The 26,308-nt window shown below is 37.8% G+C and carries 21 protein-coding genes; 8 read left to right on the top strand and 13 right to left on the bottom strand.

Annotated elements, in window-relative coordinates; all coding sequences use genetic code 11:
• The first annotated feature begins 3 nt into the window (after positions 1-3).
• Positions 4-1,311: an ABC1 kinase family protein gene (locus RE431_RS09515; protein WP_309561752.1), complete on the top strand. Its 1,308-nt coding sequence runs from the start codon at positions 4-6 to the stop codon at positions 1,309-1,311.
• A 119-nt stretch (positions 1,312-1,430) separates the two neighbouring features.
• Here RE431_RS09515 and RE431_RS09510 read toward each other — a convergent pair whose 3' ends face one another.
• Entirely contained in the window at positions 1,431-3,908 is a 2,478-nt protein-coding gene (locus RE431_RS09510) for a S9 family peptidase (RefSeq protein ID WP_309561751.1), read from the bottom strand.
• A gap of 135 nt (positions 3,909-4,043) precedes the next feature.
• Here RE431_RS09510 and RE431_RS09505 point away from each other — a divergent pair, with 135 nt between their 5' ends.
• Positions 4,044-5,054 carry a 3-oxoacyl-ACP synthase III family protein gene (locus RE431_RS09505; protein ID WP_309561750.1) on the top strand — a complete coding sequence of 337 codons (1,011 nt, stop codon included), beginning with the start codon at positions 4,044-4,046 and terminating at the stop codon, positions 5,052-5,054.
• Between the two features lie 31 nt (positions 5,055-5,085).
• On the opposite strand, the gene RE431_RS09500 is transcribed toward RE431_RS09505, so the two are convergent.
• From RE431_RS09500 to RE431_RS09490, 3 genes are all read right to left on the bottom strand, one after another.
• Complete coding sequence (locus RE431_RS09500) at positions 5,086-5,295, bottom strand: hypothetical protein (RefSeq protein WP_309561749.1); 210 nt, start codon at positions 5,293-5,295, stop codon at positions 5,086-5,088.
• Positions 5,288-5,530 carry a putative signal transducing protein gene (locus RE431_RS09495; RefSeq protein WP_309561748.1) on the bottom strand — a complete coding sequence of 81 codons (243 nt, stop codon included), beginning with the start codon at positions 5,528-5,530 and terminating at the stop codon, positions 5,288-5,290. The genes RE431_RS09500 and RE431_RS09495 overlap by 8 nt, the downstream gene beginning before the upstream one ends.
• Positions 5,531-5,600: 70 nt before the next feature.
• Complete coding sequence (locus RE431_RS09490; RefSeq protein WP_309561747.1) at positions 5,601-6,326, bottom strand: hypothetical protein; 726 nt, start codon at positions 6,324-6,326, stop codon at positions 5,601-5,603.
• A 192-nt stretch (positions 6,327-6,518) separates the two neighbouring features.
• Between RE431_RS09490 and RE431_RS09485 the strand changes: the two genes are divergently transcribed.
• Positions 6,519-7,085 (top strand): fasciclin domain-containing protein, encoded by a 567-nt coding sequence (locus RE431_RS09485; RefSeq protein WP_309561746.1) that lies wholly within the window; start codon positions 6,519-6,521, stop codon positions 7,083-7,085.
• Positions 7,086-7,221: 136 nt separating this feature from the next.
• The gene (locus tag RE431_RS09480; RefSeq protein WP_309561745.1) at positions 7,222-7,800 is read left to right on the top strand and encodes a DUF4136 domain-containing protein; all 579 of its coding nucleotides are present in this window, start codon (positions 7,222-7,224) and stop codon (positions 7,798-7,800) included.
• Positions 7,801-7,858: 58 nt separating this feature from the next.
• Here the strand turns inward: RE431_RS09480 and pheT are convergent, their stop codons facing one another.
• The 5 genes from pheT to recG form a co-directional block, all read right to left on the bottom strand.
• Positions 7,859-10,285 (bottom strand): phenylalanine--tRNA ligase subunit beta, encoded by a 2,427-nt coding sequence (gene pheT / locus RE431_RS09475; protein ID WP_309561744.1) that lies wholly within the window; start codon positions 10,283-10,285, stop codon positions 7,859-7,861.
• Between the two features lie 136 nt (positions 10,286-10,421).
• Positions 10,422-11,330: a tetratricopeptide repeat protein gene (locus RE431_RS09470; protein WP_309561743.1), complete on the bottom strand. Its 909-nt coding sequence runs from the start codon at positions 11,328-11,330 to the stop codon at positions 10,422-10,424.
• Positions 11,331-11,562: 232 nt separating this feature from the next.
• On the bottom strand, positions 11,563-12,471 hold the full coding sequence (locus RE431_RS09465; RefSeq protein WP_309561742.1) for a tetratricopeptide repeat protein: 909 nt from the start codon (positions 12,469-12,471) through the stop codon (positions 11,563-11,565).
• Positions 12,472-12,719: 248 nt separating this feature from the next.
• Positions 12,720-13,487: a hypothetical protein gene (locus RE431_RS09460; RefSeq protein ID WP_309561741.1), complete on the bottom strand. Its 768-nt coding sequence runs from the start codon at positions 13,485-13,487 to the stop codon at positions 12,720-12,722.
• A 136-nt stretch (positions 13,488-13,623) separates the two neighbouring features.
• Positions 13,624-15,723 (bottom strand): ATP-dependent DNA helicase RecG, encoded by a 2,100-nt coding sequence (gene recG / locus RE431_RS09455; RefSeq protein ID WP_309561740.1) that lies wholly within the window; start codon positions 15,721-15,723, stop codon positions 13,624-13,626.
• 126 nt (positions 15,724-15,849) lie between these two features.
• Between recG and RE431_RS09450 the strand changes: the two genes are divergently transcribed.
• Genes RE431_RS09450 through RE431_RS09440 form a run of 3 tightly spaced genes read left to right on the top strand, consistent with a single transcriptional unit; the run spans position 15,850 to position 19,791 of the window.
• Positions 15,850-17,964, top strand: a complete 2,115-nt coding sequence (locus RE431_RS09450) for a M1 family metallopeptidase (protein WP_309561739.1) — start codon at positions 15,850-15,852, stop codon at positions 17,962-17,964.
• 1 nt (position 17,965) lies between these two features.
• Positions 17,966-18,868: a patatin-like phospholipase family protein gene (locus tag RE431_RS09445; RefSeq protein WP_309561738.1), complete on the top strand. Its 903-nt coding sequence runs from the start codon at positions 17,966-17,968 to the stop codon at positions 18,866-18,868.
• Entirely contained in the window at positions 18,868-19,791 is a 924-nt protein-coding gene (locus RE431_RS09440) for a patatin-like phospholipase family protein (RefSeq protein ID WP_309561737.1), read from the top strand. Before RE431_RS09445 ends, RE431_RS09440 begins: the two co-directional genes overlap by 1 nt.
• On the opposite strand, the gene RE431_RS09435 is transcribed toward RE431_RS09440, so the two are convergent.
• From RE431_RS09435 to RE431_RS09420, 4 genes are read right to left on the bottom strand one after another with little or no spacing between them, the layout of a single operon-like run.
• Complete coding sequence (locus tag RE431_RS09435; RefSeq protein WP_309561736.1) at positions 19,775-20,296, bottom strand: DUF7935 family protein; 522 nt, start codon at positions 20,294-20,296, stop codon at positions 19,775-19,777. The two genes, RE431_RS09440 and RE431_RS09435, sit on opposite strands and share 17 nt — an antisense overlap.
• Positions 20,297-20,309: 13 nt before the next feature.
• Positions 20,310-21,905: an FMN-binding glutamate synthase family protein gene (locus RE431_RS09430; protein WP_309561735.1), complete on the bottom strand. Its 1,596-nt coding sequence runs from the start codon at positions 21,903-21,905 to the stop codon at positions 20,310-20,312.
• The gene (locus tag RE431_RS09425; RefSeq protein ID WP_309561734.1) at positions 21,905-23,179 is read right to left on the bottom strand and encodes an amidohydrolase; all 1,275 of its coding nucleotides are present in this window, start codon (positions 23,177-23,179) and stop codon (positions 21,905-21,907) included. Before RE431_RS09425 ends, RE431_RS09430 begins: the two co-directional genes overlap by 1 nt.
• 6 nt (positions 23,180-23,185) lie before the next feature.
• On the bottom strand, positions 23,186-23,722 hold the full coding sequence (locus tag RE431_RS09420) for a DsrE family protein (protein ID WP_309561733.1): 537 nt from the start codon (positions 23,720-23,722) through the stop codon (positions 23,186-23,188).
• A 157-nt stretch (positions 23,723-23,879) separates the two neighbouring features.
• Here RE431_RS09420 and RE431_RS09415 point away from each other — a divergent pair, with 157 nt between their 5' ends.
• A complete protein-coding gene (locus tag RE431_RS09415) occupies positions 23,880-26,201 on the top strand; it encodes an ATP-dependent helicase (protein WP_309561732.1) in 2,322 nt (773 codons plus the stop codon).
• Positions 26,202-26,308: the final 107 nt, after the last annotated feature.

Genomic DNA, 26,308 nt, shown 5'->3' with positions numbered 1-26,308 from the left:
TAGATGAAAACCATAGATAACATACCTACTGGAAAGATTGGAAGAACTGGAAAACTGGTACAAACCGGTGTGAAGATTGGCGGTAACTACCTTAAGTATTATAGTAAAAAAGCCTTTAATTCAGAACTAACCCGTGACGAACTGGATGAAGATAATGCCAGTGATATTTATGACGGTTTAAAAAGCCTTAAAGGGAGTGCATTAAAGGTTGCACAGATGCTTTCAATGGAAAAGAATCTACTACCTGGTGCTTATGTGGAGAAATTCAGTCTGGCCCAGTTTAGCGTTCCACCGCTTTCTGCACCCTTAGTTAGAAAGACATTTAAGAAATATCATGGGGAATACCCAGAAGATCTATATGATACGTTTGCAACCCAATCGGTAAATGCCGCCAGCATCGGACAGGTGCATAAGGCTACAAAAGATGGGAAAAAACTTGCTGTGAAAATCCAATATCCGGGGGTTGCAGACAGTATCAGTTCAGATCTTGCGATGGTAAAGCCGATTGCATTGAGAATGTTCAATATGCAGGCTAAAGACTCAGAAAAGTACTTTAAGGAAGTTGAAGGAAAATTACTGGAAGAAACAGATTATATCCTTGAAGTGAAACAGAGTAAAGAAATTTCAAAGGCTTGTTCTCATATACCAAATCTTAGATTTCCCGAATACTACGAAGATCTTTCCAGCGAACGTATTATTACAATGGATTGGATGGATGGTATTCATCTAAGTGAGTTTGCAAAAATAAATGAAGATCAGGAACTGGCTGATAAAATTGGTCAGGCATTATGGGATTTCTACATGTTTCAAATACATAGTCTTAAACAAGTTCATGCAGACCCACATCCAGGGAATTTTTTAGTAGATAAGGATAACAACCTTATTGCTATTGACTTTGGATGCATTAAGCAAATTCCACAGGATTTTTATGATCCATATTTTTCTCTGGTGAATAGAGAAAATTTAAATGATCAGGAATTTTTCTATGAGAAATTACTGGAACTTGAAATTCTAACGAAGAAAGATTCTGAAAAGGAAAAGGATTTCTTTTCAGAAATGTTTCACGAAATGTTTACGATGTTTTCTACGCCTTTCCAGTCTGAGAAATTTGATTTCACAGATGAGGACTTCTGGAAGCATTTAACTGAACTAAGTGAAAAATATTCAAAGGACCCTGAACTGCGAAGAATGAATGGTAATAGAGGAAGCAGACACTTTCTGTATATGAGTAGGACCTTTTTTGGCCTTTATAATCTATTACATGATCTTAAAGCAAATGTTGAAATTAATAAGTTTAGAGTGTATCTCTAACAGTTGATTTATTGGTTAGGTTGTTAGGAAGCGTAATTGATCACTATCGGTTGCGCTTCCTTGTTTAAATTAAAAAGCCCGGCGAAAATGCCGGGCTTTTTAATTCCTTGACATATGGCTTAATTTCCTGAAGTTTCTTCATTCATGTTCGCCTCATCTTCATTTTCGTTTTCCTCGGTCTTCCTATTTTTTACATATTTCTCCAGCCATTGATCCTGTTCCCATAATACGTGCAGTACAGATTCCTTAGCGCTATATCCATGACTTTCCTTTGGAAGCATTACCAGTCTGGCAGTTGCTCCAAGTCCTTTTAAAGCATTGAAATATCTCTCGCTTTGCATAGGATAGGTTCCTGAATTATTATCAGCCTCACCATGAATAAGTAGGAGAGGAGTTTTCATTTTATCGGTATGCATAAATGGCGACATAGTGTTATAAACATCTGGTGCTTCCCAGTAACTTCTCTCTTCACTCTGGAATCCAAAGGGAGTTAGGGTTCTATTATAAGCACCACTTCTGGCAATTCCTGCAGCAAATAAATCTGAGTGAGAAAGAAGGTTCGCAGTCATAAACGCTCCGTAACTATGACCGCCTACTGCAACTCTATCACGATCTACAAAGCCCATTTCATCTACCGCATCGATGGCTGCTTTCGCATTTGCCACCAATTGCTTTCTAAAGGTATCGTTTGGTTCTTCATCACCTTCACCAACAATTGGGAAGGAAGCATCGTCAAGAACTACATAACCACGATTCACCCAATAGATTGGGGAACCATAATAAGGATATGTGAAGTCATTTGCATTTGAAGTGTTCTGTGAAGCCGAATTTTTATCCTTAAATTCTCTTGGATATGCCCACATGAACATAGGTAGTTCTTCTGGGTTTTCCTTGTCATATCCTGCAGGAAGATATAAGGTAGCATTGAGTTCAAGTCCGTCATCGCGTTTGTAGGTGATCACTTCTTTACTTACTTCTTCAAGGCTTTTAAACGGATTTTCGAATGCTGTGATCTGTGTAAGGTCGTCATCAGAATTTATGTCCCTGATATAGTAATTTGGGTATTCAGTAGAAGCTTCAATACTAACCAGTATCTTACCGTTTTCTATATCCAGAGCCTCAACAAGACTTTCCTTTCTATCGGTGAATTTAGATTGGTATAATCTCTCAGTTTCACCATTTTCAAGATCTATTTTGTCTACAAATGGGAACTGACCTTCTTCAGTATAGCCTCTTCCTAAAAGAAATGCTTCTTCACCGTCAAGTTTTAACACGCTTCTTCCATAATCATTTTTAGTAGTTACAAAATTTCCAGGTTCGCTATATACATCCTGATAATTTCTGTCAAAAATGATTTCCGGTTTTTCCGAAGCATCTGAAGGATTAAATACATAGGTTTTAGTATTCCTGTCATTCCACCAGTAGTCCATGGCAATGGCCATTTTCTTATTTCCCCAAATAATTCCGCTACCACGATTTTTAACTTTTAGCAAGGATTTACCTTCTCCTTTGAATGGAGCGTCAAGTTGAAAAAATTCATCTCGATAATCTACTTCATTTTCAGGATCGCCACCATCAAGCGCTGTGACATAGACCAAAGTTGCAGGTTTATCGCTTCTCCACTGGAAATTACGTTTACCCTCACGTTCAGCCATAAAACCTTTAGGAAGATCTTCGATCAACGGTACATCATTGATCATATTCACTAATTTTCCATTAGCGTCGTAAATGTTAGTTTCTGAAGGAAATCTGTAATAAGGTACCAGGTAAGAAAATGGTTTTTTAATATTCTCTACCATAACATATTTTCCATCTGGAGAAAATGAAATATCGCTGTACATTTTTGCAGACATCCATTTTGAAGATGTTCCGTCCAAATTAACCTTTACTAATTCTGATCTTGCCAGTTGCTCAAAATTATATTCATCATTCGGATTCTTTAAAAGATCCTGGTAGGTTCTGTTCTGAGCTTCTTTTCCATCACTTACAGAAACTGTTGGTCCTGTTGGTACTGAAGTTTCAGTATCAATCAATTCTTTCCTGTCTGTTGGTAACATGGTTACCAGCAAAGCAGAATTATCGCGGAACCAGTTTACAGTGCTACGCATATTCGCATTAAGCCTGGCCTCTGTCAGTTTTTTTGCCGTTGCTTCTTTAATATCTAATACCCATAATTCCACGCCTTTATTTGTTGTATGAGTAAAGGCGATCATGGATTCGTCTGGAGACCAGTTGAAATTGGTTAATCTCGGCGCTTCAGGTAAACCTTTTACATTCATAGGTTCGTCGCCTTCAACCGACTTCACCTTCATATCGTTGTAATACCTGGCGCGGCTGTTAATATTGGTCACAGGATTGATTCTTAGACCTCCAAGTCGCAATTCCTCTTCACTTAATTCAGCAATACTTTTAAACTGATCCCTGTAGAGGAAGATCATCATTTCAGCATCGCTATCCAGAATGGTGGCAGGTGCAAGTGGAACGTCAATAAGATCAAGGATCTCTTTCGGGGGCTTTTGGTATTCTAAATTTTCCTGAGCAATGGCTCCGGAAACAAATAGAAGCATCGCCGAAAGGCACATAAAAATTCGGTTCATAGATTAAATTTTAGTTGAAATTTTAATGGAGGCAAGGATAGAATGAATGTTAATGTTTCTTATATTGCGCGTCCGTTTTTTTACAATTTGCTTAAATTTAATAAGAATAATTTTTAAAATCATAAAAAACCGTCCATGTATCAAACAAAAATTGCAGGATTAGGAAAATATGTTCCGGAAAATGTTGTGACAAACGACGATCTATCTAAAATGATGGATACAAATGATGAATGGATAACCGAGCGTACAGGAATTAAGGAGCGCAGACATATTAAAAAAGGCGATGGCAATACTACCGCCACCATGGGTGTGAAAGCCGCAAAGATCGCTATTGAGCGTGCAGGGATTTCTAAAGATGATATAGATCTTATCGTTTTCGCCACATTAAGTCCAGATTACTATTTTCCTGGATGTGGTGTACAGGTACAGGAAATGCTTGAAATTGATACCTGTCCTGCGCTGGATGTTCGAAACCAATGTAGCGGATTTGTGTACGCGATCTCAGTTGCAGATCAATTCATCAAGACCGGGATGTATAAGAACGTACTGGTAATTGGTAGTGAAAACCATAGTGGAGGTCTTGATTTTACTACCAGAGGTCGTTCAGTTTCGGTAATCTTTGGTGATGGTGCAGGAGCTGCGATACTTACCAGAAGTGATCATAATGGACAGGGAATCCTATCAACACATTTACATTCTGAAGGGAAACATGCTTTAGAACTTTCCTTAAAAGGACCGAGCACCAATCACTGGGTTCCTGAAATTATAGCTGAAAATCCTCAAGGAGATGATATTCCTTATTATCCATATATGAATGGTCAGTTCGTATTCAAAAATGCTATCCAGCGCTTTTCTGAAGTTATCAATGAAGGATTGAAAGAAAACGGTCTTGAAATATCTGATATAGATATGCTGATCCCGCATCAGGCGAACCTTAGAATATCTCAATTTGTTCAGCAAAAGTTCAAACTTTCAAATGATCAGGTTTATAATAATATCCAGAGATACGGAAATACTACGGCTGCGTCTATTCCTATTGCTTTAACTGAAGCCTGGGAAGAAGGTAAAGTGAAAGATGAAGATATTGTAGTACTGGCTGCCTTTGGTAGTGGATTTACCTGGGGTAGTGCTATAATAAAATGGTAAAATAGAAAAGGCCGGTATAACCGGCCTTTTTTTATACTCCTTTAAAATATTTGTAAAGATCATAAATTCCGAAAGCGATAAAACCTACCGCGATAATAACACCAAAGGTTTCGGGATCTTCAATTTGTGATTTCTGATATAATCTGAAACTTCCATATAACAGGAAAATAATTCCTAAGACAAGATTCCAAATGTTTCTTTGCGGTCTAGATTCTCCAGAATTCAATTCCTGATCACTCATCTGTAAAATCTTTAGAGAAGGTTGTTTTGGCGATTTTCACAGCCTCTTCAAAATCTTTTTGAAATACAAATAGAAGTACCTGTCCTGGTGTTGCGCCAAAACCTGCTCTTATACTCGATTCAAAATCATTTCTAACTCTGGAATGAATTCCCGATTTTTCAAACAACTCCTGAAGATATTGAACATTGGTATCAGGACCCGTATAGACTCTTTTATAGCTCTCGTCGTCGCTCATAGTGTAAAGTTTATCAAACTAAATTACAAATAAGCGCCAGTCTATGGTAACTTTTTTGTCTGAAATTAACTTATGCGTTGTAGAATTTACTGTTCCAGATCTCAGTACTGAAATTTTTACCCATTTTAAATCCGTAAAAAATAGATAATCCGGCGAACCATTTAAAAATGAAGAAAAAAACCATAAAGAATTGCGTGGTAGACTGCTGAGGTGAAAATAAACCATCAGGGACGAGCAATGCGGTTAAGAAACTTGTCGCTAAAAGTAGAAGTACAAAGTTCTCCAGAGTTTTGAAAGGCCACATGATCATTTTTCTGAAAGGATGAAGATCGTTACCCCATTTATGGATAAGATAATAATATTGATTTCCTATAGGCGCAAATAGAAGTGGATCATCTGCATTCTCCAGTTTAAAAAGTTTTGATGGAGCAATAATTTTAAAGCCTTTTAACTCTGTCTGGTGTATTCTTTCCAGTTTTTTGATCTCCATAAGAGCCTCGTAAGGAATTTCGGCTTTGAAAAATCTGGAATCCAGAAATCTCAGACGGTAATTCACACAAATATGATAAATGTCATCAATGTGGAAGACGCGTCCAGTTTCCAATTCGTCAGGATCAAAATTGTTTTGCATTACCGACCCGCCGTTACATAGTTCAGTTTTTATGAAATCGTCTTTTTTATCAGTTTCCGAAAAAATGGAAAACACTTTTTCCATGATCTCATCTTCAGAGATCTTTTTATTACGCGATTTTAGTAATTGTTGTTTGATATCGGTGCGGGGAATTCTCAACTTCATTTTCTTTTTCTTTAGCGTCACTAAATTAGATAATTAGCTTTGAAATAGCAATTTGTTTGATGTCAAAAACTGACTGTTTCCTGAATTATTTTAGCTCTTACAATTGTTAATTCTATACTAAAAAGTGGTTTATGGAAAACTGTATGCACTCCATACACGTATTTTTCTATATAAATAATCAAACTTTAAATTATGAAAAATCTTAGATTTTTAACTGTATTAAGCATGTTCCTATTAGTTGGAACGGTAGCAATTGGTCAAAATGGAAAAGCTGAAACCAAAATGGTTGGTGGAGCTGAAATGTATCCTACGAAAAACATCGTGGAGAACGCGGTAAACTCTAAAGACCATACAACTCTTGTTGCTGCGGTTAAAGCTGCTGAACTTGTAGATATTCTTAAAAGCGATGGACCATTTACAGTTTTTGCACCTACCAATACTGCATTTGAAGCTCTTTCTGCAGGAACAGTTGAAACTTTACTGAAAGCAGAAAATCAGAAGAAATTACAGGCAGTTCTTACTTATCACGTACTTGCTGGTGATTACAAAGCTGCCGATATCGTTGCTGCTATTAAAAAAGGGAATGGGAAGGCAACATTTACAACGGTGAATGGAGCAAATCTTTCAGCTATGTTAGACGGAGATATGGTGAAGCTTAAAGATGCTGCTGGAAATGTAGCTACTGTGAGCATTGCAGATGTTAATCAATCTAACGGAGTAATCCACGTGATCGATACTGTGTTACTTCCTTCTAAGTAGTAACAATTGTGAATGAATATTTAGAAAAAGCGGCTAAAAGCCGCTTTTTCCGTTAAATAAAAGTCAAATACCCGTTTTGCTTTTTGTAGTTGGACGCGATGCGGTTATTTTGAGGAAAACAGAAATTTTGAATGCTATGAAATTTTTAAAAGTAAATCTATTAATAGTTGTTACCATAATAATGGCGTCTTGCGGTTCCAGCGGACCAACGGTAAAAGATGATGTAAAGAAACTTAAATCTTATGATTCTTATGCTTATCTACCAAACAAGGATACGATCATTAGCAGGGATTATGATAATGATGCTATTAATTCAACCATTATTGAAACCATAAATGCGAATATGCGCGAGAATGGTTTCAGACTTGATAAATTACAACCAGACGTTCTTGTGTATGTTCACCCGATGTTTGATGAGCAGGTAGCTGTAAATGCTAACCCTGTTTATACTAATTATCCCTATTATCGTCCGGGATTATATGTAGGTCCATACTACAGAGATTTTATGTACGATAATTATTTTACGATCCAGCGAATTAACGGGCCAAGAGTAAAGCAGGTGCCTTATAGAGAAAGAACTATCGTGATCGATTTTATTGACAGGAGAACTAACGAGATCCTATGGAGAGGTACAACCGATGAAACTATTGCAACTAGAAGAATAGAAAGGGAAACCAGAGAATATGTTGATGAAATCTTTAAAGCACTTTACTAAAGTTCATTGTACTAACATCAACAAAAAAGCCGGGTGAATTTCGCCCGGCTTTTTTTATTTATCTAAGTTCAGCCTTGAGCTCTTTTTCGAACCTGTACTGAAGTTTACTCATCATTTTATCTACCTGCTTATCGGTAAGAGTTCTATTCTCATCCTGGAATACAAAACTCACAGCATAACTCTTTTTGCCTTCTGGAAGATTCTTGCCTTCGTATACATCAAAAAGATTTACATCAGTAAGCATTTTCTTTTCAGTTTGTCTGGCGATCTGTTCGATCTCATCATAGGTAACAGCATTGTCTAAAAGTAGCGCAAAGTCTCTACGAACGCTTGGGTATTTTGGAATTGAAGTAAAACTCTTCGTCTGTTGTTTCGCCATTTCAATTACTTCATCCCAGTTAAAATCTGCATAGATCACTTCCTGGTCTATATCGAATTTTTTCAGAATTGATTTTTTCACGACTCCAAATTCAACCAGCTTAGCTTTCTTGCCGCTTAACTGAAGACCTTCGGAGAAAATATCACTTTTTACAGCCTTGCTCTTAAGGTTTTTAATTCCCAGTTTTTCGAAAATGGAATTGATCGCGCCTTTCAAATAGAAGAAATTACCCTTTCCGGCAACACTATTCCAGCTTTCTGAAGTTCTTTCTCCTGAAATGAATAAAGAAAGATGTTTGTTCTCTTCTCTTCCGCTTACGTAGGAATGATATGTCTTACCAAATTCGAAGATCTTGATATTGTGTCTTCTTCGGTTAATGTTGTAGCTAATGGCTTCCAGACCTGAAAACAGCATACTCTGTCTAAGCACAGAAAGATCCTGACTTAACGGATTCAGCATTTCAACCTGATATTCGTCTTTCAGCTCTTCGCTTAATTTATTGTAATTCGCTGTAGTTAGTGAATTTGCCATGGTTTCATAGAATCCCTGACCAATTAACTGACCTGCAATTAAATTCTGAATTTTATAATCTTCAAATTTTGAAGAGTTTGCTACAGAAAGACTAAGCTTGTCTCCAAATTTGATATTGTTATAACCGTAAACTCGAAGGATCTCTTCAATTACATCAGATTCACGTTGAACGTCAACCCTATAAGACGGAATGGTAAGTCCCATTCCAGTTTCAGTTACATTGTTAACCCTGATCTCTAAAGAAGCAAGGATAGATTTGATTGTTTCCTCTTCAAGGTTTTCACCTATAAGTTTATTTACTTTTTCAAAAGTTAGGAATACCTGGAAATCTTCAATTTTTTTGAAATAAAGATCATCGATGTCGCTTGTGATCTCACCTCCGGCAATCTCCTTGATAAGAAGAGCAGCACGTTTTAAGGCAAATTCTACTGAATTGATATCTATACCTCTTTCAAATCTAAAAGAAGCATCGGTGTTTATAGCATGTCTTTTTGCCGTCTTTCTAACGCTCACCGGGTTGAAGTAAGCGCTCTCTAAAAATACCTGAGTGGTACCTTCAGTAACTCCACTGCCAATTCCACCAAATACACCGGCGATGCATAAAGGTTTTTCAGCATCACAGATCATAAGATCTTCTTCATGCAATTCTCTCTCTATATCATCCAGCGTAGTGAATTTTGTGCCTGATTTTAATGTTTTTACGTTAATCTCGTTTCCGGCGATCTTCCCTGCATCAAATGCATGAAGTGGTTGACCTAATTCGTGCATTACGTAATTAGTAGCATCTACCACGTTATTCTTAGGAGTGAGGCCAATAGCTTTTAGCCTATTTTGTAACCATTTTGGAGACTCTCCAACTTTAAGATCTGATAAAGTAACACCGCAATATCTTGGTGCTAAATTAGAATCATCAACTTTGATCTGAATTTTAAGACTTCTACTGTCTACATGAAAACTGCTAACGGAAGGAGTAATAAGTTCCAAATGTTTACCCATTTGCTGGTAACCTGCTTTTAAATCTCTGGCAACTCCCCAATGGCTCATCGCATCAGCTCTGTTTGGAGTTAAACCGATCTCAAAAACTTCATCATTTTCAACTTCAAAAATATCAGCTACCTTAGTTCCCGGAACAAGCTCATTATCCATCACCATGATACCCTCATGACTCTGTCCCAGACCCAATTCTTTTTCAGAACAGATCATCCCATAACTTACTTCTCCACGAATTTTGCCTTTCTTGATCTCCCAGGATTCTCCCTTTTCGTCATATAATAATGTTCCAATTGTCGCAACCGGAACTTTCTGGCCGGCACCAATATTTGGAGCGCCGCAAACGATCTGAACCTCTTCACCATTTCCAATATTGATTTTGGTAAGTTGTAACCTGTCGGCATTCGGGTGAGGATCGCAGCTTAATACGTGGCCTACAACCACACCTTCAAGCCCGCCTTTTACGCTCTGGAAATTAGAAATTCCTTCTACTTCCAGACCAAGGTCGGTTAATAATTCTCCTGTTTTCTCAGCTTCTTCAGGTAGTTTGATGAACTGTTTCAGCCAGTTATATGAAATCTTCATGGATAATCTTTTTCAGGCAGCAAAGATAGTATTACGAATGGTTTTGTCATAATCTGAAAAATAATTTTGTTATCTGTTTTTTACATAAAAAAAGAGGTGCGAACACCTCTTTAAATTTTGAATGGTTAATAATATTTCAACCTTTCTTTTTTAGATTCATAGTTCGAACTTTTTCCCAACCAGAATCGTTGGAGTTGTAAGTGATCCATTCTACTTCATTAGATTTTTTCTTAATGTCATGTTTTACTTCAACTTCTTCATCGTTTTCATCGGTATATTTCTCAATCATTTCATAATGATCTGGTGAGATCTCCTTCAGTTGCATTTTAGAGCTATAGATACCATTTGGCTGATTTCTTCTCATGTAAGCCACGTCAAACTCATCTTTAACAGGATCATAAACCATCACTCTTTTGCAACATGGCTTATTATTTTCCATATCGTGATCTACGATCATAATAGAACCGCTGTTATCAAATGATATATTGTTAGTGCTTTTTGCGCTATTTACCTCTTCACCTTTTTGAAAAACCTTTGTTTCGTTATCCCAGTTTCCAACAAGAAAATTCATTTGTTTATCCTTATTGTCAAGAATGGCAAGTTTTGCTTTTCCGGCTTCTATGATCAGATCATTTTGTACATGATCTTTTTTATTAGCGATGGCGAGAGATTTTTCAATATTTTTTCTTGCTTCATCCTTACGATCCATTTCCAGAAGCAAATCTGAATATGAATCGTATGGATTTGCCTCATCCGGATACTCCTTGATCTGAGCTTTTAGTAGAACCTCAGCACCTTTAAGATCTTCCTCGTCTTGCATGAGACGATAAGCCAGAACGTTCAAAGGTTCTGCCATTCCCTCGTAATCTTTGTTTGAATTGTTCTTTTCATAAACCTTTAAAACTTCCTGAACTCCTTTTTCTTTATAGGTGTCATAAAGTTTAGAACCCATGTCGTTTTCAGATCCGTTTTGAGCGACTATTGATGTTGTAAAACATACAAATAGAAAGCTTACAAGCATTTTGAATTTAGTGATTGCACTCATAATTTTAGAATTTATAGATTGTTATTGAATTGATCCAGATCAATCTTTGAGGCAATGTGTAGGAGTGAAAATTTGAAGCTAATCTGAAGGATCTGTAGGATGATCCTTTTCCGGGGGAAGTGGTTTAAAGATAATTAATTTGCGGTTATAATTCTGATAATCAGCCTTTAAAATAATTTAAAATTTGAAAGAGGAAGAAACCTTGGTTATCTTCCTCTTTACTGGTTGGAATTTAATTCTTCTTTTTCATTTCATTTACCGCTACCATATTTTCCTTATTCTCGTCTCCCATCTCATGAATTTCCCATTTTAGCTCACCGTTACTTTTGGTAAATACATGTTTAGACTTTTTCATTTCACCATTTTCTTCTGAAGTTTCAATCACGACTGTCTTATTACTGGTATTCTCTTTTATTTTAAAAGTTGAAGTATGAAAACCGTTTAACTGATTGTTATCTACCCTTACAATATCGTATTCATCATCAATGGCATCATAGGTTATTAATTGAGTTCCCTCGAACTGATCTTCCTCATTAAAGAATCTGGTAATAATAACAGAGTTGAATTTGCTAGGTTCAAAGCTTACATCATCTGTGAACCGTAGTGTTTTTTCTCCATCTTTAACTCCGTAACTTTTTACTTCCCAATTCCCGGCAAGAAAATTCAAGCCTTTGTGTTTGTCTTCTAGTCTTGCCAGTTTAGATTTAGAAGCGATCATTAAATTTTTGCTAGCCTCTTTATCTTTCCAGTTATCCATCATACTGATGGCTTTTTTTAGATGTTTTTTTGCTTCTTCCTTATCTCCTTTTTTCATCATTGCATCGGCATAGGAATCATATGGATTTGGTTGCTCAGGGTATTCATCTATTTGAGCCAGGAAAACCTTTTGTGCGGCATCCACATCCTTTTCCTGATTTAGTAACCTGTAACCAAGTTGATTCAATGGTTCCTGCAAACCTTCATATTCCTTGTTTGGGTTTGATTTATTATAGGCTACGATCGCAGCCTCAATTCCTTCGTCCTGATATACCTTAAACAGTTTATCAACCGATTCTGAGGAGGCGTTCTGTGCTACCGCTCCCGAGATAAAACAAACAAGCATAAAGCTTATTATCCATTTTAAATTAATTTCAGATCTCATAATTTTTGGTTTTTAATGGTTATAACTTGTATAAAAAATTATTGTTCAAAACCTGCAATAGGATCTGGGGAATTCAAAACAATTTGGGGAATAATAAACTAACCTTAGGGCCTTTTGGGATAGCCAGGTTTAAATATTGCGTAAGATCTTTTTTCGGATTTTTAAAGATACATAAATTATTCAATGGTCTGTAAATCAGTCAATAAAAAAAGGGCCGAAGCCCTTTTTAAATTTTTTGTTTCGTAATATTAATCACAAGATTGGGTTAGATTAGGTGTATTATTATTCTTTTTTGAAACATCATTCACTTTAAAGTCTGTCCATACATTACTATTTTGACTATTTCCACTGCAATTCTTTTCTAAAGTAACTGTCCATTCATAATTAGTACAGCTAACTAAATCCATTGTTTTTTGCATAGTTTGACCAGATGCATACCATCCATCAATTTCTTCCAAACCGGAAATAGCTGTAGATTGAGCAAAGGTGAAAACAACAGCAGCATCCATCATATCTTCCGCTGGAGTATAATAGAAAGTATAGGAGTTGTCACCGTGATCTGTATAGGAGAAGCTCTCCTCACAATCTGAACAATCTTCTACAACAATCTCTTCTTCAATCCAGGCGCCGGTAGTTTTATATCTTACCTGATAGGTTTGAGCCATATCAAATGTGTGATCAAAACATGCCTGAGTATTCTCCTGAGCATGTAACAATTCTTCGTAATATTCTTCTTCTACCTCTTCAGTAGCCGGATCATCACCTTCAACTAGTAATTCAAATTTTACCAGGCTTGTTTTTGTTTCACCATTACCTTTATAATCTTGTGGGAAATTAACACAGAATTCAGCAGAATCACCTGCACATAAAGCTCCATAACTAAGACTTGCAGGAACTTCATCCTCTAGAGCAGGTTTCGCATCAGCAATAACAAATTCTTCATTTGAATCTAAAGATTCCACGCTACAGCCAGCAAAGGCGATCGCGAACATAAATAAGTAAATTATTTTTTTCATAATTAGTTAGTATTTAGAAAATTAGGAAGATGAATTTACTCAAATGGGGGATATCCCGTTATTTTTGTATCAACTTTTCGATGTAAGAATAGAAATAAACGTTGTAGGACTTATATTACTGAAAAACAGTTACTTGTTAGCTAATATAATTCCAGATAGTTTTATTTTTTACCAACCTGGAATAGGCATTTTTAACCATGATATTTTCCTCCCTGGAGAGATTCGGATCCTCTTTGAGAAGTTTGGAAGCATAGTATCTGGCCGATTTCAATATTGAATTATCCTTGACTATATCAGCGATCTTTAAATTAAGAACTCCACTTTGTTGAGTTCCCATGAGATCACCGGGGCCGCGAAGTTTAAGATCTACTTCAGCGATCTCAAAGCCATCATTGGTTGAGGTCATGGTTTCCAGTCGCGTTTTGCTGTCGTTAGATAATTTATGCCCGGTCATAAGTATACAGAAACTTTGTTCGGCTCCCCGACCAACTCTGCCTCGCAGCTGATGTAGCTGTGATAATCCAAATCTTTCTGCACTTTCAATGATCATTACACTGGCATTTGGAACGTTCACACCAACCTCAATAACCGTTGTTGCTACCATGATTTGGGTTTCAGCCCTAACGAACCTGTCCATTTCATAATCTTTATCTGCAGGCTTCATTTGACCGTGGACAATCGATATCTGGAATTCCGGAAATTCACGGGCTATACTTTCGTAACCGTCCATCAGGTCTTTGTAATCCATTTTTTCAGACTCCTGAATAAGCGGATATACCACATAAACCTGTCTTCCCTTTTGAATTTCTTCTTTGATAAACCTGAAAACTTTCAATCGGTTACTGTCAAATCTATGAACGGTTTTTACCGGCTTTCGTCCTGGAGGCAATTCGTCTATCACTGAAATATCAAGATCTCCATAAAGACTCATCGCAAGCGTACGCGGAATAGGAGTCGCGGTCATCACCAGAATATGCGGAGGGATATGATTTTTCTTCCACAACTTCGCGCGTTGAGCAACGCCAAATCGATGTTGCTCATCAATTACTGCGAGTCCGAGATTGTGAAATTTTACTTTATCTTCAAGTAAAGCGTGAGTTCCAATTAAAATATCTATTTCGCCATTTTCCAGCTTTTCATGAATTTCTCTTCTCTTGGCGGTTTTAGTAGATCCCGTTAGAAGATAAATTTCCACTTCAAGATCTTTACAAAGATCTATGAGACCGTTGTAATGTTGTATAGATAATATTTCAGTAGGGGCCATGAGGCAAGTCTGGAATCCATTATCCAGGGCAATGAGCATGGACATTAAAGCGACGATGGTTTTTCCTGAACCCACGTCCCCCTGAAGTAACCGGTTCATCTGAGCACCGCTACCCATATCTGCCCGTATTTCCTTGATCACCCTCTTCTGAGCTCCGGTAAGATCAAAGGGTAAATGCTCCTGGTAGAAATCATTAAAATAATTTCCTATCTGGTCAAAATTAAAGCCTTTTATCTTTTGCTTGTGCAGCATGTTCTTTCGAAGCAATTGCAGCTGAATAAAGAATAACTCTTCAAATTTTAGCCGAAACTGGGCTTTAGCCAGTAACTCCTGGTTTTTCGGGAAGTGAATATTAAAGAGCGCTTCGGCTTTCGAAATCAGTTTTAACTCGTTAATCAAATCCTGGTTCAGACTTTCAGAAAATTTTAATCCTGTTTGCTGCAAGACTTCCTGCATCAGCTTCATGATCACCCTGTTGGTAATTCCTTTTTTTACCAGTAATTCCGTGGAAGGATACACCGGTTGCATAGCTGTTCGCAGATTCTTTTTATAATCTGCTACCAGTTCCATTTCCGGGTGAGGCATACTGAAGCTTCCATTATACCAATTCGTTTTTCCGAAAATGACGTAAGGAGTATTCAGTTTTAAATTTTCCCGAATCCATTTATGTCCGCGAAACCAGATGAGTTCCATTTTACCGGTATCATCTATGAATTCTGCTACCAGCCTTTTTCCTCGTTTTTGCTCAACCGTTTTTAGGTGCACAATTTTACCCACTATCTGCACTTCTGAAGAATTTCTCTGCAGTTGATTGATCTTGTAAAATCCAGTCTTGTCTATGTAGCGATTAGGAAAGAAATTAATTAGATCTCTGTAATACTGAATATTGAGTTCTTTTTTCAAGGTTTCAGCCCTGTTGGGACCAACTCCTTTTAAATACTCAATAGGGGTTTGCAGAAGATTCTGGATCATAAAAACGAAGATATTAAAACAGTTTGATTTTTGAAGCGCCACTCCCGTTAGAAGACGTTTAAACCTTATTTTTTATGTATTGAAGGGCCATTTTCGTATTTTGCAGGTGTTATTCTTCAATCATACATGCGAAATATACTTGCTCTCCTGCTTACTTTCTGTTCAATTGTCTTAACGGCTCAGGAAACTGGAGTTTCTAAAACCGAAACTTTTGATTTTAATAAACTTGAAGCGATGGTAAAAATTTCACCGGAATCTGGTGAGGTAAGAGGTGATGTAAATTTCAGTTTTGAAGTTCTGGCTCAGGAGGATACTTTATTCATAGATGGAAAAAAAATGCAATTCACCGATGTATGGCTGGATGAAAATCCTGTTAATTTTTATTCGGATGAAAATGGTATTTATGTAATAGAAGAATTTCTACCTTCAAAAGAGCGAAAATTAACTTTCCGTTATTCTGCTCAGCCAACTTCAGGAATGTATTTCATTAATTGGGATTTGCCGGAAGCTGAAAACTCAAAGAAACAGGTCTGGACTCAGGGACAGGGTAAATACACATCTAATTGGTTGCCTAGTATCGATAACATGACTGAGAAGCTGGAATTTGATATTAGCTATGAATTTCCAAAAGGATACCAATTAATTGCCAATGGAGTATTGCTGAATTCAGAATTAGCCATTGACAGTATCCAGAGATGGAGCTATGATATGAAAAACCCAATGAGTAGCTATCTCGTTGGTTTTGCAGCCGGGAAATTTGATTCTAAAATTTTGCAATCTTCATCGGGAGATGAGATTCAACTTCATTACAGGCCAGAGGATTCTCTTTTTGCAGATGCAACCTACAGGTATAGCGTAGAAATGTTCGATTTCCTTGAAAATGAGATCGGAGTTCCTTATCCATGGCAGAATTATAAACAGATTCCTGTTCTTGATTTCCTATATGGAGGTATGGAGAACACTGGGACGACAATCTTTTCGGCATCTTTTCTAACAGATTCCATCGGTTTTAAAGACCGGAATTACGTAAACGTAAATGCGCATGAGCTGGCTCATCAATGGTTTGGCGACTTGGTAACTGAAAAAGAAGGAAAGCATCACTGGCTGCACGAAGGCTTTGCAACTTATTACGCCTTATTAGTAGAAAAAGAGATCTTTGGAGAAGATTATTATTACTGGAAATTATATGAAACGGCTGAAACACTGAAGAAATTAAGCGATTCTGGCAAAGGCCAGGCTTTGTTAAATTCTAAAGCAAGTTCAACCACATTTTACCAGAAAGGAGCCTGGGCATTACATATTTTAAGAGAAAGGGTAGGAGATGAGGCCTTTAAAGATGGCGTGAAGAATTATCTGGAACTTTATAAATTTCAGAATGTAGAGACTGATAATTTTATAGCGGAAATTGAAGCTGCTTCGGGAATGGACCTTTCCCAATTCGTAAAAGACTGGCTTCAGCAATCTGCTTTTAAGGCAAATCAGTCTCTGGAATCATTAAAGCGTTCTGAGTTTATTGTCAATTATTTGAATATTGCTGCTTTGCGTGAAACTCCATTAGACCAGAAAATAGAGTTTCTGGAAAGTGCTTTAAAATTTCCGGTTAATGATTATATAGGTCAGGAGGCTGTAAATCAATTAGCAGGAATTCAATCGCCTGAAACAAATAGACTTTACAAACTAGCTTTCGACACTAATAATATTTTCGTGAGACAGGCAATCGCCAGTAGCATGGAAGATATTCCTGAAAGTTTAAAAAGTGATTTTGAATCTCTGCTGGATGATGAGTCGTATTTGACCAAGGAAGCAGCGTTATTCAAACTTTGGGAGCAATTTCCTGATGAGAGAGAGAAATACCTGCAAAAGATGAAAGGTGTGGATGGCTTCTATAATAAGAATGTAGAAATGCTTTGGCTTACCCTTAACCTGGTTACACCAGAATTTGACCCAGAACTTACCCAGGATCACTACGAAAAACTTGCAGGATATACTTATCCCTCAGAACCTTTTCAAATAAGGGAAAATGCTTTTAGTTACTTATTTCAGTTGGGAGCATTTAATGAGAAAAGCCTCGAAAGTTTAATTAAGGGTACTCAACATCATGCATATAGGTTCAGAGATTATTGCAGACAATTGCTTACTGAACTGCTTGACAACTATGAGTATAGGTTGAAGCTGGAAGAGGTTTCAGCAGAAATGGCTGAAAAAGAGACTGCTTATCTAAGATCAAAAATCAACGGGTAATATGCGCGCGCTTGTAATTTCAGGAGGAGGCAGTAAGGGTGCATTTGCGGGTGGAGTAGCCCAGTATCTTACCGAAGAGCTTAAGAAAGATTACGACATGTTCATTGGGACTTCTACGGGAAGTTTGCTTATCGCACATATGGCTTTAGGGAAAGCGGAGAAAGTAAAAAAGGTTTTTACATCAGTAAATCAATCCAGCATCTTTAGTAATAGACCATTCCTTATCAAAAAGAAACATGGGTACGAGAACATCACTATCAATCATTTTAATGTTTTGCTCAATTTTCTAAAGGGTAAGAAAACATTTGGGGAAAGTCTGAATCTCAAAAAACTTCTAAAGGAAACCTTTACCAAGGAAGAATTTGAAGAGTTAAAAGCGGGCCCAAAAGATATCGTAGTTACAGTATCAAACCTTTCCCTGAATGAGGTTGAATATAAGTCCATTAAAGATTATGAATATGAGGATTTTATAGAATGGATCTGGATCTCCTGTAATTATACCCCTTTTATGAGCCTGGTTAAAAAAAATGGATGTGAATATGCAGACGGCGGCCTTGGTTCCATGGTTCCAATTGAAGAAGCCATCAAGAGAGGAGCCACTGAAGTTGACGCCATTATTTTACAGACCGAAGTGACCTATTTTAACAGGATGCCTTCAAAGAATGTGTTTTCTCTTATCACTAATTTGTTCGCTTTTATGTTAGATCGCATCGAAACGCAGAATATCAGGATTGGTAAATTTTCAGCAGCTAATAAGGATGCAGTGCTTAATTTTTATTATACCCCAAGTATTTTGACCACTAATTCTCTTATTTTTGATGAAGAGAAGATGAAGGCCTGGTGGGAAAGCGGCTATGAATTCGCAAAACATAGAAATAAAGAGTTGAACCAAATTGAACCTTAATGCGAGCATTAGTAATATCTGGAGGAGGAAGCAAAGGCGCTTTTGCCGGCGGAGTTGCTCAATATCTTATCCAGGAGAAAAAACGTAATTACGATCTTTACCTGGGAACATCTACCGGAAGTCTTCTTATTCCTCATCTTGCTGCAGGCAATATTCAGAAGGTCTACGACATTTATACCAATGTAAATCAACGGAAGATTTTCAGCATTAATCCGTTTATCGTTAAGAAAAAGGACGGTAGGGAATATGTGACTATTAATTACCTGAATACCATTTGGCAGTTCATTCGCCAGCGTAGAACCTTTGGAGAAAGTAAAGCTCTGAGAAGAAATATCAGGAGAAATTTTTCGCACCAGGATTTTACCGAATTGAAGAATAAGGTGAAAGATGTTGTAGTGACCGTTTCAAATCTTTCCAAGAACAGGGTAGAGTACAAATCAATTCATGAATTTGAATATGATGACTTTTGCGACTGGATCTGGATTAGTTGTAATTACATTCCATTTATGAGTCTCGCGCAAAAAGATGGATTTGAGTATGCCGATGGAGGTCTGGGATGCGTGGTGCCTATTAGAGAAGCTATTAAAAGGGGCGCTACAGAAGTTGACGCGATCATCCTTGAAGCTGAAAATATGGAATACAATAAGATCCTTGGAAAAAATCCATTTTCTCTGATGGTAAATCTTTTCGGGTTTTTACTGGATCAGGTGGAATATCATGACATTGTGGAAGGTAAACTTGCTGCGATGAACAAAAAGGTTAAGCTGAACATCTATTATACACCTACAAAACTTACAGAAAACTCTTTAGTTTTTAATAAGAAAGCCATGACCGAATGGTGGCAGCAAGGTTATGAATATGCCGAGAAAAAGGAAATGGAGAAAAAGGCGGCTAAATCTTCCTGGTTTAAGCTAGGTTTTTAACCTCTTTCTTGATGTAAGAAAGGGCTGCATCTGTGGGAGGCTGTTTGTCCATAAGCGACTTTAAAATTACTTCTCTTAGCTGGTCTGAAGTACTTACATCTTCCGTAGCGACTGCTTTTCTAATCATCGTAATTGTAGCATTTTTGGCTGTTTTGATATAGTCCCAGCATTCATTGGTAACATAGATCTGTTGTGCAAGGTTATGTTCAAATTCCTGCTCTATATTCGCAATAAGTAAAGTGGCATAAGATTCAGCATCTTCTGAAGTTGGCTGCACTCTGAACAATATTTTTCCCGGTGACACTCTTTCCAGCAAAAGCGCCAGTCTTTCATAAGCCTGTAACCTGATAGGTAAAGCTGTTTTTTGCTTTTCTCGCAGCAATAAAAATCGTCTTCTATTTTCTTCATTCTTGGAATAGGAATTAAAAAAATAGAATGAGATCAGTCCAACGATAATCGCAGGTAGAAGAGCGTAGAGTAGATCAAGAATATCAGATTCGTTCATCGGGAAATAATGTTTAGTCTATTGCTTTTTCTGTTTTCTGTAGATGTTCCAGATTCAGGTTTCCGCCTAAATGCGCACACTCTACAAGTTCTTTTACAGAGCCGAAATTTACTTCATCTTTATGGTAAGAAAAAGTAGTGGCCAGAGTTTTTGCCAGATTCTTGTCGCTGAGGTTGATGTCTACATCGTCTGTGGTGAACTGGCATGGATGTTCATATCCGCAGGCGTGGCTAATCTGCAATAGTTCTTTTCTAAATTTCACGAAATAGAAATTAGTCCGCATGGCTTTATCATTAACGTTTATCCCAGACTGAAGCCATTTGTTCTGCGTGGCAACTCCAGTTGGACAGGTGTTGGTATGGCAACTTTGTGCCTGGATACAGCCAATGCTCATCATTGCTTCCCGGGCAACGTTGATGCAATCTGCACCTAAAGCGAAAGCCATGGCAGCCTTTGCCGGAAAACCAAGTTTTCCTGAGGCTACAAATACAATTCTGTCTGTCAATTCATATTTTTGAAAGATTTTATAGACATCAGTAAATGCATAGATCCAGGGTAGCGAAACATGATCTGCAAAACTTGGAGGCGCAGCGCCGGTACCGCCTTCACCGCCGTCAATACTTATAAAATCAGGGCCATGATCTTTTTCCTGCATGATCTTAGCCAGTTTTTTCCAATCCTTCAACTGTCCTACTGCCGATTTAATTCCAACAGGAAGCCCGGTAGCTGCAGCGATCTTCTCTACGAACTCAACCATTTCTTCTACAGAATTAAATGCAGAATGATAAGCCGGTGAGATCACATCCTTATCCATTGGTACACCTCGAATTTCAGAGATTTCTTTGGATATCTTAGCGGCAGGAAGAACACCTCCTTTTCCAGGTTTAGCTCCCTGAGATAATTTTAATTCGATTGCTCGAACCTGAGGATTTTCCTTAACCAGTTGAACCATTTTTTCCATGGAGAAGTTTCCATCTTCATCACGTACGCCGAAATATCCTGTACCGATCTGGAATACCACGTCAGCTCCTTTTTTATGATATGAAGAAAGTCCGCCTTCACCCGTATTATGGTAGGCTCCTGAAAGTTTACAGCCTTCGTTCAGAGATTCAATAGCTTTTGCTGAAAGTGATCCATAGCTCATCGCGGAGACATTGATTATGGAAGCAGGTCTGAAAGGCCTTTTTCTCTTATTCCAACCACCCATAACCTTTGCACAGGGGATCAAGCCTGAATTTTTCTGATTAGGGTGATCCTCCGGAAGCTTCAATGGCAGAAGCGCATTATTGATAAAAATATAATGTGTGGAGAAAATATCCTGATCGGTTCCAAAACCTTCGTAATTGTTCACATTTTTAGCTGAAGCATAGATCCAGCCACGTTCCCGCCGATTAAATGGTAATTCTTCCCTGTTATTGGCGACGATATATTGCCTTAATTCGGGCCCTATACCTTCGAGAAAATAACGCAAATGGCCAACTACTGGAAAATTATGCTTTATAGTATGTTTCCTGTTGAAGAAAACATCAGAAATTCCAATTAATAACAATACGAACAACAGCCAGCCCCACCACGGGATCTGCCCGATGAACTCCAAAACTTCACTCATTATTTCTGATTTAGATAGTCTAGCGTTAACTGTGTCATAGTCTCTACTCCAAGCAACAAACCGCTTTCGTCGATAAAGAAATCGGGGGTGTGGTGTCTCGTAGGTTCAGCGCCCTCTGGCATCCCTCCTAGAAAAAAATAGAATCCCGGAACTTTCTCCTGAAAGAAAGAGAAATCCTCTCCACCGGTTGTGGCTTTCATTAAATTCACATTTTCTTCTCCGGCTACAGCTTTCAGGCTTGGAAGCATTTGCTGTGTTAACTCCGGATCATTAAAGGTGATCGCTGTATTATTCTGAATTTCGATTGTGGCTTCACCGCCGTATGCGGCTGCGATTGCAGGCACCATTTCTCTCATTCTCGAAAGGATCAGTTTTTTGTTATTAGGGTCTAAAGTTCTTACTGTACCTATCATTTCAGCAGTTTCAGGAATAATATTAAAACGTACTCCGCTCGTGATCTTCCCAACCGTAATAACAGCAGCCGATTCAGTTAATTCAGCATTTCTACTAATGATGGTTTGTAAGCCATCAATAATCTTGGCTGAGATCAAAATAGGATCAACACCACTCCATGGAGCAGAACCATGAGCCTGTTTACCTTTTACGTTGATCACAAATCTTTCAACCGCTGCCATAGTTCCTTCAGGCTTATATTTGATCGTACCTACAGGTGTTGCCGCGTTGATGTGAAGACCGAAAATCGCATCTACATCCGGATTTTGAAGAACTCCCTCTTTGATCATCAAGGCTGCGCCTCCTTCTTCACCTGGTGGAGGACCTTCCTCGGCAGGTTGAAATATGAATTTCACCGTTCCATTGATCTTATCCTTATTTTCTGAAAGTATTTCAGCAACTCCCATTAAGATAGCAGTATGAGTATCATGTCCGCAGGCATGCATTACACCGGTTTTTGCTCCTAGAAATTCTGTTTTCACTTCAGATTTGAATGGAAGGTCATTATTCTCGGTTACCGGTAAGGCATCAATATCGGCTCTTAATGCGATCGTTTTTCCAAGGTTATTACCTTTGAGAATACCTACCACACCAGTTTTTCCAACACCAGTTTTGGTTTCGATTCCCAGAGAATTTAAATGTTTGGCTATTTTTTCAGCGGTTTTGAATTCCCTGTTAGAAAGTTCAGGGGTTTGATGAAAATCTCTACGCCATTCTATTACCTTATCTTCAATATTGTCAAAAGCTTCAGTAGGAATATTATTCTGTGCCTGTGCAAAACAGGAAATAAATATTCCGGCGAAAATCAAATAATTTCTCATAGTTTTTTAAAATTTTATTAGCTGGTAACCATCATTCTGAAGCTGCACCAGGGCGGTCATTGCAGACAAAGAATATTTCACTTCATCCATTGCTTTCTCTCTGGTCACTTTGTAAAATGCAGCACTCTGTCCGCATAGAATTATTTCAACTCCATTATTGGCTAGTTCTTTAATTAAACCTGAATTAGGATTAGAAGTTTCTTCAGTATAAGTATCCTGATAATATTCATCTTTTAAAACATCCTTAACTGCTTTTCCGTGAATCACCAAAGCGACTTTCATATTTCGAGGATTAACTCCCGCTTTTTCGTGCATATTCAGAAATCTTGCTGCTGTTTCTATCAAGGCATTTGGTTCTGAAGCTTTAAATGGTCTGTCAACATCAAAAACAACTTTCAGAACAGAGGTAGTATCGGTTTTGAATTCTGGAGATTTTACGTCGAAAGTTTTACCGTAACTGGTAATTACATTTCCTGGCTCAGCTTCCTGAGAATTAACCTGACAGGTAAGCATGATAAGGAAAGCGAAAATCATTTTTTTCATAGATACTTCGGGAATCTTTTGATTTAGGATTTTAAAGATATTAAATTATAATCCTTTGAACTTAGCATTAATCTTAATTGTTTAAAAAACGCCTGCCGTCAGGTTTCCTTTTTTGACCATTTTGGTTACCTTTCAGCTTTTAAAAAACGGAGAAAATTTGGAAGCTTATTTAGCTGAATTGAATGATGCACAGAGGGCTCCGGTGCTGCAAAAAGATGGGCCCATGATCGTAATTGCCGGAGCAGGCTCTGGTAAAACTCGTGTGCTTACCTACAGGATCGCTTATCTTATGAATCAGGGTGTCGATGCTTTTAATATTCTTTCGCTAACCTTTACCAATAAGGCCGCGAGAGAGATGAAGCAACGTATCTCTAAGATCGTTGGAAGCAGTGAAGCAAAGAACCTCTGGATGGGAACATTTCACTCGGTTTTTGCCAAGATCTTAAGATTTGAAGCAGACAAACTTGGTTATCCCTCTAACTTCACCATTTACGATACCCAGGACTCTCACAGTGTCATAAGGGCCATCATAAAGGAAATGAGGCTGGATAAAGATGTCTATAAATACAAACAGGTATATAATCGAATTTCCTCCTATAAGAACAGTCTTATAACTGTAAAGGCTTATTTTCAGAATGGGGAACTTCAGGAGGCTGATGCCATGTCTAAAAAACCTCGTTTAGGTGAGATCTATAAAGCTTATGTAGATAGATGTTTCAAGGCCGGGGCGATGGATTTTGACGATCTTCTGCTAAAGACCAATGAACTTTTAAACCGTTTTCCAGAAGTATTACATAAATATCAAAGTAGATTTAAATACATCCTGGTGGATGAGTATCAGGATACGAACCACTCACAGTATCTTATCGTAAGAGCATTATCAGATAAGTTTCAGAATATATGTGTTGTTGGGGATGATGCACAAAGTATCTATGCATTTAGAGGGGCGAACATTAACAACATTTTAAATTTCCAGAAAGATTATGATAATGTCCAGATGTATCGCCTGGAGCAGAATTACAGGTCTTCCAAGAATATTGTAAATGCTGCAAACTCAATAATCGACAAAAATAAAACCAAGCTGGATAAGATCGTTTGGACAGCGAATGATGACGGACCAAAGATCATTGTGAACAGGTTGCTTACCGATGGTGAAGAGGGAAGATATGTGGCCAGTTCTATTTTTGAGAATAAGATGCAGAACCAGATGGATAATGGAGATTTTGCGATCTTATATAGAACCAATGCTCAGAGTAGGGCAATGGAAGATGCTTTAAGGAAAAAAGACATTCCTTACAGAATCTACGGAGGTCTTTCATTTTATCAGCGTAAGGAGATCAAGGACGTTCTTTCTTATTTAAGACTTATCCTGAATCCTAAAGATGAGGAAGCTCTAAAAAGAGTCATAAATTATCCTTCTCGCGGGATCGGGCAAACTACCATGGATAGGCTTGCCATCGCAGCAAATCAACACAACCGATCTATTTTTGAAGTTATTCAGAACCTCGATAAATTAGATCTGAAGATCAATCGAGGAACCCAGACAAAACTGGAGAATTTCGTTAATATGATCCGTAGTTTCGGGATCATGAACGAAACCAGTGACGCTTTCCAAATCGCTGAAACTGTTACCAAAAAAACTGGATTAGTTCAGGAATTAAAAAAGGATGGAACTCCGGAAGGTATCGCGAGAATTGAAAATATTGAAGAACTTTTAAACGGTATTCGTGATTTTGTGGAAGGTCAGAAAGAACTGGCTGATGCAACCGGATCACTTTCAGAATTCCTGGAAGATGTTGCCCTGGCCACAGATCTGGATAAGGATACCGGTGATGAAGACAGGGTGGCTCTAATGACCATTCACCTGGCCAAAGGTCTGGAATTCCCATATGTATATATCGTGGGAATGGAAGAAGATCTTTTCCCATCAGCGATGAGTATGAATACCAGGAGCGAACTTGAAGAAGAACGTAGATTGTTCTATGTGGCGCTTACGCGTGCAGAAAAGCAGGCATATCTAACCTATACGCTATCCAGGTATCGATGGGGAAAATTAGTAGATGCGGAACCAAGTAGATTTATTGAGGAAATAGATGATCAGTATCTTGATCTTATGGTACCTCAGGATGATTATAAATACAAACCATTAATAGATACCGATATATTCGGGGATGAGGTGGATAAAAGTAAACTTAGGCAGAATAAGCCAAAAAGTGGAACTCCACCGCCCGCTCATAAACCTTCAGAAGAGCAATTACGTAAACTGAGAAAATTAAAACCAGCGGCGACAGAACCTACAAAAGCCAGGAATAATTTAGACCTTTCAGAAGGAACCGAAGTTGAGCACATGCGTTTTGGAAAAGGTAAAGTTCTGAAGTTAGAAGGAGCAGGGCAGGATAAAAAAGCCGAGATAGATTTTGATCAGGGTGGCATTAAAAAATTATTGCTTCGTTTCGCTAAGCTGAAAATACTTTCATAGTCAGATATTTGCAAGAATGTATTTTTTACATATATTAGCTCAGAGAAAAAATTAGAGCCCTACCTTTAATATAACTCAAGAACCAAACAAAAACACAGTTTTTTAGA

It is taken from the genome of Christiangramia sediminicola, assembly GCF_031344135.1.
GTDB classification, from domain to species: domain Bacteria; phylum Bacteroidota; class Bacteroidia; order Flavobacteriales; family Flavobacteriaceae; genus Christiangramia; species Christiangramia sediminicola.
The sequence above is the reverse complement of the archived record's forward strand: the minus strand, read 5'-3'. Positions and strand labels throughout refer to the sequence as shown.

Excerpts from the sequence above, each read along its gene's own strand:
- RE431_RS09440 (WP_309561737.1), top strand. The coding sequence starts at position 18,868 with ATGCGAGCATTAGTAATATCTGGAGGAGGAAGCAAAGGCGCTTTTGCC.
- RE431_RS09460 (WP_309561741.1), bottom strand. The coding sequence starts at position 13,487 with ATGAAAAAAATAATTTACTTATTTATGTTCGCGATCGCCTTTGCTGGC.
- RE431_RS09515 (WP_309561752.1), top strand. The coding sequence starts at position 4 with ATGAAAACCATAGATAACATACCTACTGGAAAGATTGGAAGAACTGGA.
- RE431_RS09470 (WP_309561743.1), bottom strand. The coding sequence starts at position 11,330 with ATGAGTGCAATCACTAAATTCAAAATGCTTGTAAGCTTTCTATTTGTA.
- RE431_RS09425 (WP_309561734.1), bottom strand. The coding sequence starts at position 23,179 with ATGAGAAATTATTTGATTTTCGCCGGAATATTTATTTCCTGTTTTGCA.
- RE431_RS09445 (WP_309561738.1), top strand. The coding sequence starts at position 17,966 with ATGCGCGCGCTTGTAATTTCAGGAGGAGGCAGTAAGGGTGCATTTGCG.
- RE431_RS09505 (WP_309561750.1), top strand. The coding sequence starts at position 4,044 with ATGTATCAAACAAAAATTGCAGGATTAGGAAAATATGTTCCGGAAAAT.
- RE431_RS09430 (WP_309561735.1), bottom strand. The coding sequence starts at position 21,905 with ATGAGTGAAGTTTTGGAGTTCATCGGGCAGATCCCGTGGTGGGGCTGG.
- RE431_RS09485 (WP_309561746.1), top strand. The coding sequence starts at position 6,519 with ATGAAAAATCTTAGATTTTTAACTGTATTAAGCATGTTCCTATTAGTT.
- RE431_RS09490 (WP_309561747.1), bottom strand. The coding sequence starts at position 6,326 with ATGAAGTTGAGAATTCCCCGCACCGATATCAAACAACAATTACTAAAA.
- RE431_RS09500 (WP_309561749.1), bottom strand. The coding sequence starts at position 5,295 with ATGAGTGATCAGGAATTGAATTCTGGAGAATCTAGACCGCAAAGAAAC.
- RE431_RS09480 (WP_309561745.1), top strand. The coding sequence starts at position 7,222 with ATGAAATTTTTAAAAGTAAATCTATTAATAGTTGTTACCATAATAATG.
- RE431_RS09510 (WP_309561751.1), bottom strand. The coding sequence starts at position 3,908 with ATGAACCGAATTTTTATGTGCCTTTCGGCGATGCTTCTATTTGTTTCC.
- RE431_RS09420 (WP_309561733.1), bottom strand. The coding sequence starts at position 23,722 with ATGAAAAAAATGATTTTCGCTTTCCTTATCATGCTTACCTGTCAGGTT.
- pheT (WP_309561744.1), bottom strand. The coding sequence starts at position 10,285 with ATGAAGATTTCATATAACTGGCTGAAACAGTTCATCAAACTACCTGAA.
- RE431_RS09495 (WP_309561748.1), bottom strand. The coding sequence starts at position 5,530 with ATGAGCGACGACGAGAGCTATAAAAGAGTCTATACGGGTCCTGATACC.
- RE431_RS09450 (WP_309561739.1), top strand. The coding sequence starts at position 15,850 with ATGCGAAATATACTTGCTCTCCTGCTTACTTTCTGTTCAATTGTCTTA.
- recG (WP_309561740.1), bottom strand. The coding sequence starts at position 15,723 with ATGATCCAGAATCTTCTGCAAACCCCTATTGAGTATTTAAAAGGAGTT.
- RE431_RS09465 (WP_309561742.1), bottom strand. The coding sequence starts at position 12,471 with ATGAGATCTGAAATTAATTTAAAATGGATAATAAGCTTTATGCTTGTT.
- RE431_RS09435 (WP_309561736.1), bottom strand. The coding sequence starts at position 20,296 with ATGAACGAATCTGATATTCTTGATCTACTCTACGCTCTTCTACCTGCG.